The organism is Stenotrophomonas sp. P5_A8 (assembly GCF_056400545.1).
The window spans coordinates 1-4,942 of record NZ_JBFULB010000285.1 but is presented as its reverse complement, the minus strand read 5'-3'; the positions used below and the strand labels follow the sequence as shown (position 1 = coordinate 4,942).

Sequence of the window (4,942 nt, the reverse complement as noted above, 5' to 3'; positions counted from 1 at the left end):
CCTTCGGGTCCTKCTCTTCCCGTGACGCGGCGAAGCACCACGCGGCGTGGTGGTACAACTCCGACGGATCCCCCAGTTTCCGCGCCCGCACCCGCCACGGACCTGCCAGCCCGTCCACGTCGCCGCTGGCTTCGTAGTGCGAGATCAGCCGCTTGATGGCGTGGAGGTCGCCACCCTGGGCTTTGGCCAGAACCTGCGCGGTCTGTTCCGGAGAAAGATAGGTCCCGCTGGACGTCGTCGACCCTCGACATGCGGCCAGCAGAAAAAACACCGCGCACGGCAGTACGCACAGCATCAGAAACTGTTTCATGGAAAGCACCAGCGAAGATTGGGGGAGGAAGACGCGCTGCTCGGCTGTCACCACGGCAACGGCGCGGACCCTGTCATGCATCGCACTGTTGCGAACATTGCGACGCAATCGCAGGAGACGCAGGTCATCCTAGGCTGCATTCCGATAGGTAACCAACGCAGTGTTTCGATGATTCTGCGCGTGGCGATTCACGCTGTCGCATGCAAACGTTTACATCCAACATCATTTCAATGGATGCGTTTGCTGCGGACGACTTGTCGGTCAAATCACTCCATGACGGTTAGCAAACAAGTCGCTTTACGACGTCGTCATCCAGTCTCGGCGCGATGCCAAGATAAACCCCGTGTCGCGACGGGCCAGTTCAAGACAAAACACATCGTGAAGGTGGTCATCGAGATCGGCATGTATCGCATCGCTGGCATTCTCCAGTCGGATCAGACCGGTCAAATCCGGCCCGTCTCAGAGCTGTGCTGGCAATTGCAGACGGACAGGAGACATAAACAGCGTTGTCGTTTCGCTGCGTCGCTCACCGCCAGCGGATCGCGACGCCGCATTGCGGGTTGCCGAGCATGGCTCGGCACTACCAATCCTACGATTCGACGATCCTACGATCCGGCGATCCGGCGATCCGGCGATCCGGCGATCCGGCGATTCGACGATCCGCCGTTCCGCCGCTTGCCGTTCCGCCGCTTGCCGTTCCGCCGCTTGCCGTTCCGCCGCTTGCCGTTCCGCCGAGTGCCGCTCCGCGATTGCCGATCACCGGTCCCCCGATAGCGGCCAGCCAACCGCCCGTCGCCTCCTCCTGCCTCGCCCTGCCTCCCCTGCCCCCTCCCCGCCACCGCCCACCCCGCCTAGAATGTGCCCATGAGCACCCTGACCTTCCGATCGGCCACCGCTGCCGACATCCCCGCCCTGATTGCCCTGGTCACCTCGGCCTATCGCGGCGACGCCAGCCGTGCCGGCTGGACCACCGAAGCCGACCTGCTGGATGGGGCGCGCATCGATGCCGAAAGCCTGCAGGCCGATCTGGCGCGCCCGCGTTCCACCATCCTGTTGGCCGAGCGCGATGGCCAGCTGCTGGCCTGCGCGCACGTGGCCGACGACCGCGGCAAGGGGTACTTCGGCATGTTCTCGGTCGATCCGGCCCAGCAGGGCGGCGGCATCGGCAAGGTGATGATCGATGCGGCCGAGGCCCACGCCGCGCGCGAATGGGGCGTGCCGGTGATGCAGATGACGGTGATCGACGTGCGCGAGGAACTGATCGCCTTCTACGAGCGCCGCGGCTACGTGCGCACCGGGATCAAGAAGCCGTTCCCGTACGGCGACGCGCGCTTCGGCACGCCCAAGCGCGACGACCTGCGCTTCGAGATCCTGGAAAAGCCGCTGGCGGTCCAGGCGTGAGCGAGACCTGGACCTTCGTCTGCGCCAGCGCCGAGCTGCTGGCCGGGGAAATGAAGAGCACCTTCGACGAGGTCACCGGCACCCCGATCGTGGTGTTCAACCTGGACGGCGAGCTCTACGCGCTCGAAGACCAGTGCACCCACGATGAGTTCGAGCTGTCCTCGGGCACGTTCGACACCGCCGAGGCCAGCATCGAGTGCGTGCTGCACGGAGCGCGTTTCGATATCCGCGACGGCCGCGCCCTGTGCGCCCCGGCCTACTCTCCGGTGGCCAAGTTCCCGGTCAAGCGCGAACACGACGGGGTCTGGACCCGCGACGACCGCGACTGAACGCCCGGCGTTTTGAAAATGCGAATTGCTAGCATTACCATGTGCACCGCGGCCGCCTGGCCGCGCCTGCCTGGTCGCCCGTGTCTCTCACCCGTTCCGCCATCGATGTTGTCGCCCTGTGGGCCGCGTTCTGCGTGGTGCTGCTGGCCGCCGGTTGGCTGAATACGGGCGCCACCCGCGGCGTGCAGGACGGTCCTGGGCCGCTTGCGCAGCAGGTTGAAGCCGCCGCGATGGCCACCGACACCGGCCAGAAAGCGCCTTCGCTGCCCTGCCCTGATGCGCCGGCCAGCGAAAACAGCGCCAAAAGCGACGCGAGTGCCGATACCGAGCCCGGGAGCGCTGCCGCACTGTTCCCGCTGCGCCGCAACGCGTGGGTAGCAGCGATTCCGCTATGGCCTGCCGATGCACTGCGCTGGCAGCGGATGGAGCCTTCGCTGCGCCTCAACCCGGGCCACGCCCCTCCCACCGCCTGATCCCCGCCGCACGCCCCGCGTGACGGCCCCGCCCTGTCTGCGCCTGCGCAGCCAGCGGCCCTGCCTGTTCGTTTGTTCGCTTTCCCGACCTTCCCACCCGCTCGCCGCCGTGACCGCCTGCCGGTCCGCCCTTGCCCGTACGTCCAGGACCTCCCATGACCGTTCGCCCGACCCCGTTGTCGTCCGCCCTGCTGCTGGCCATTGCCGCCCCCGCCATCGCCCATGCCGACACCGACACCGCCGCCGAGCCGCAGCGCGCGACCGAACTGGACGGCGTGGACGTGCACGGCGAGCGCGTGCGCGCGCAGTCGTCCAAGTTCACCGCGCCGCTGCTGGATACGCCCAAGTCGGTCAGCGTGATCTCCCAGCAGGTGATCGAGCAGACCGCGGCCACCACGCTGCTGGACGCGCTGCGCACCGTGCCGGGCATTACCTTCGGTGCCGGCGAAGGCGGCAACCCGACCGGCGACCGTCCCTTCATCCGCGGCTTCGATTCGGCCTCGGRCATCTACGTGGACGGCCTGCGCGATGCCGGCAGCCAGACCCGCGAGGTGTTCGCGATCGAGCAGATCGACGTGGTCAAGGGCCCCAGCTCGGCCTACTCCGGTCGCGGTTCGGCCGGCGGCACCATCAGCCTGGTCAGCAAGACCCCGAAGCTGGACAACTTCGTGCAGGGCTCGCTGGCCGCCGGTACCGACAACTACTACCGCGGCACGCTGGACGCCAATCAGGTCATCGGCGACGGCATCGCCGCGCGCGTGAACCTCATGAAGCACGAGGCCGACGTGGCCGGCCGTGATGAAGTCAACAGCAGCCGCTGGGGCATCGCGCCGTCGCTGGCGTTCGGGCTCAACGGTCCGACCCAGGGGGTGATCAGCCACTACCACATGGAAACCGACGACCTGCCCGACGCCGGCGGCTTCCCGTACAGCAACCCGTTCACCAGCGGCGCCAACCTGGCGCTCAACGGCGACGGCAGCCCGATCGTGACCAACCGCGACGCGTTCTACGGCCTGGTCGACCGTGACTTCCAGAAGACCCGCGCCGACATCACCACCTTGAACCTGTCGCATGATTTCGGTGGCATCGTGCTGCGCAACATCACCCGCTACGGTGATACCCGCAACGATTACCTGTGGACCCAGCCGGACGACAGCAAGGGCAATCCGAACCTGTACGGCACGGTCTGGCGCCGCACCAACTCGCGCGCCACGCAGACCGACAGCTTCATCAACCAGACCAGCGTGACCGGCGAGATCGAGACCGGCCCGCTGCGCCACAGCTTCAACGCCGGCGTGGAATACAGCAGCGAGAAGACCGTGCGCGGCAACTACCTGATCGGCGAGGTGCGTCGCCCGAACGGACAGACCACCGGCGGCACCAACAACCCGATCACCGGCAACCAGAGCTGCCCGACGACCGGCGCGGCCACCGGCTACAACTGCACCGACCTGACCAACCCGAACCCGAACGATCCGTGGGCGTCGCTGCACACCGTGACCCGCAGCAACCCCGCCAATGACGTGCGCCAGACCACGCGCACGAAGTCGGCGTACGTGTTCGACACCATCAGCTTCAGCGAGCAGTGGATGCTCAACCTGGGCGCGCGCTTCGACGACTACAGCACCCACCAGTTCAACCCGACGGCCGCAGCCAACCTGCAGCACCTGCGCAACGACACCTCGTTCTGGAACGGCCAGGCCGGGCTGGTCTTCAAGCCGGTGGAAAACGGCAGCATCTACCTGTCCTGGGGCACCTCCTCCACCCCGGTGGGCACCGACGGCGGTGATGGCGCCGATGGCATCAGCGCCACCATCCAGGATCTCAAGCCGCAGCGCAGCCGCAACATCGAACTGGGCACCAAGTGGGACCTGTTCGATGCGCGCCTGTCGCTGACCGGTGCGATCTTCGAAACCGAGATGACCAACGCGCGCGTCACCAGCGATGCGGGCACCACCCAGAACGCGGGCAGCAAGAAGGTCAAGGGCGCCGAGATCGGCTTCAGCGGCACGATCGTGCAGGGCTGGCAGGTGTTTGGTGGCTATACCTACCTGGACGCGGTAGTCGAGGACAACGGCTTTGCCCTGGTCAACGGGGTGTACGTGCCCTCGCCGTTCAACGGCAACCAGTTCCCCAACACCGCCAAACACAGCGCCAGCCTGTGGACCACCTGGGCGCCGTCGTTCGTCGAAGGCCTCAGCCTGGGCGCCGGCGCGAACTACGTGGACAAGGTCTACGGCAACGTCAACAACACCAAGTGGGTGCCGTCCTACATCCGCTGGGATGCGATGGTGGGCTACGCCTTCAGCGAGCGCTACAGCCTGCAGTTGAACGTGCAGAACCTGACCAACAAAACCTACTTCACCAAGGCGTACGCTTCGCACTACGCTGCCATCGCGCCGGGTCGTTCGGCCACGCTGGCCTTCAAC

Annotated in this window: 6 protein-coding genes; 5 read left to right on the top strand and 1 reads right to left on the bottom strand. The window is 66.4% G+C overall.

The genetic code is table 11. The annotated features are described in order from the left end of the window. Positions 1 to 310: hypothetical protein (locus AC1DQP_RS16380; RefSeq protein ID WP_478052019.1), on the bottom strand; the 310-nt coding region annotated here is incomplete at its 3' end. 75 nt (positions 311 to 385) lie between these two features. On the opposite strand from AC1DQP_RS16380, the gene AC1DQP_RS16375 reads away from it, so the two are divergent. From AC1DQP_RS16375 to AC1DQP_RS16355, 5 genes are all read left to right on the top strand, one after another. After that, entirely contained in the window at positions 386 to 1,084 is a 699-nt protein-coding gene (locus AC1DQP_RS16375; protein ID WP_478052018.1) for a hypothetical protein, read from the top strand. 90 nt (positions 1,085 to 1,174) lie between these two features. Continuing rightward, positions 1,175 to 1,711, top strand: a complete 537-nt coding sequence (locus AC1DQP_RS16370) for a GNAT family N-acetyltransferase (protein ID WP_457319436.1) — start codon at positions 1,175 to 1,177, stop codon at positions 1,709 to 1,711. Next, positions 1,708 to 2,040 (top strand): non-heme iron oxygenase ferredoxin subunit, encoded by a 333-nt coding sequence (locus tag AC1DQP_RS16365; RefSeq protein ID WP_256775751.1) that lies wholly within the window; start codon positions 1,708 to 1,710, stop codon positions 2,038 to 2,040. The genes AC1DQP_RS16370 and AC1DQP_RS16365 overlap by 4 nt, the downstream gene beginning before the upstream one ends. Positions 2,041 to 2,120: 80 nt before the next feature. Next, positions 2,121 to 2,513 carry a hypothetical protein gene (locus AC1DQP_RS16360; RefSeq protein WP_457319435.1) on the top strand — a complete coding sequence of 131 codons (393 nt, stop codon included), beginning with the start codon at positions 2,121 to 2,123 and terminating at the stop codon, positions 2,511 to 2,513. 155 nt (positions 2,514 to 2,668) lie between these two features. After that, positions 2,669 to 4,942, top strand: a 2,274-nt coding sequence (locus AC1DQP_RS16355; protein ID WP_478052017.1) for a TonB-dependent receptor, incomplete at its 3' end; no start/stop codon positions are given.

What these genes read in the sequence shown, in the direction of transcription:
- AC1DQP_RS16375 (WP_478052018.1), top strand. Translation starts at nt 386, where the DNA reads ATGCATCGCACTGTTGCGAACATTGCGACGCAATCGCAGGAGACGCAG.
- AC1DQP_RS16370 (WP_457319436.1), top strand. Translation starts at nt 1,175, where the DNA reads ATGAGCACCCTGACCTTCCGATCGGCCACCGCTGCCGACATCCCCGCC.